Below are 764 nucleotides of genomic sequence, written 5' to 3'. Positions count from 1 at the left end.
ACTTTCAATATCCAACGCGACATACCGTAAACTTTGCCATGGTTGTTTAAGTTTTTGTCGTCTGTCGTACCAGTGAGCAAGCTTCTGCAGCCATTGAGACATAATTAGTACCCCTGTCGGCTAAACTTCAGACCAACGCCTTGTTGCGCCTCTTTTATGATTTTAAAAGCCGTTTTTAACTGACGTCTTGAAAGCGTGCTCAGTTCATCAGGATCTATGGCATTCTTTGGTTTGTCGCTGCCCCATACTTTTAACTGATGGTTCAACCTGAGCTGTGTCAAAAACTCCCAGGCTTCCATTAGTGACTGGTTATCGCGGCGATTTAAAAAGCGGCTGCCTTTTAGTGCGTTTAAACGCGCAGCTGTGCCTGGTGACGTAATTCCGGCCTGCAATGAGTAAATACGTGCTATGTCATTAATTAAAGCAATGCCGTAACGTTTAATATCTATGGTATCCCCGTCATCTGTGTCCTCTGTGCGTAAGCGGTTAAACAAGCCCAAAGGTACGGCTATCCGATTAACCAGAATAGCTAAATTTCCCAGGAACATCTCGTTCTTCGCTAAGCTCGCAATCTGCTCGCGGTATTCTTGATAAAATTTACCAGGGCCAACAACCGGCCTGCTGTCAAAAAATATCTGACAATACATGAGTGCCTTTGGTGTCGGGCTTTCAACCCAGCCTCTGAAGCGCTCTTTCCATTGGTCTATAGTCCCCCGACACTCGGGGTTGGATGCCATAATAGTTCCAGGGCAAGATGGGATACC

1 protein-coding gene is annotated in these 764 nt (G+C 45.9%); it reads right to left on the bottom strand.

Annotated features, from left to right (window positions below):
- Nucleotides 1–104: 104 nt before the first annotated feature.
- Nucleotides 105–764 (bottom strand): putative nucleotidyltransferase substrate binding domain-containing protein (locus B2U97_RS01500; RefSeq protein WP_286830185.1); only part of this gene is annotated, 660 nt, incomplete at its 5' end.

The sequence above is a fragment of the Idiomarina sp. UBA3176 genome, from assembly GCF_002364295.1.
Taxonomy (GTDB): domain Bacteria; phylum Pseudomonadota; class Gammaproteobacteria; order Enterobacterales; family Alteromonadaceae; genus Idiomarina; species Idiomarina loihiensis.
This window is presented reverse-complemented; position numbering and strand designations above follow the sequence as displayed.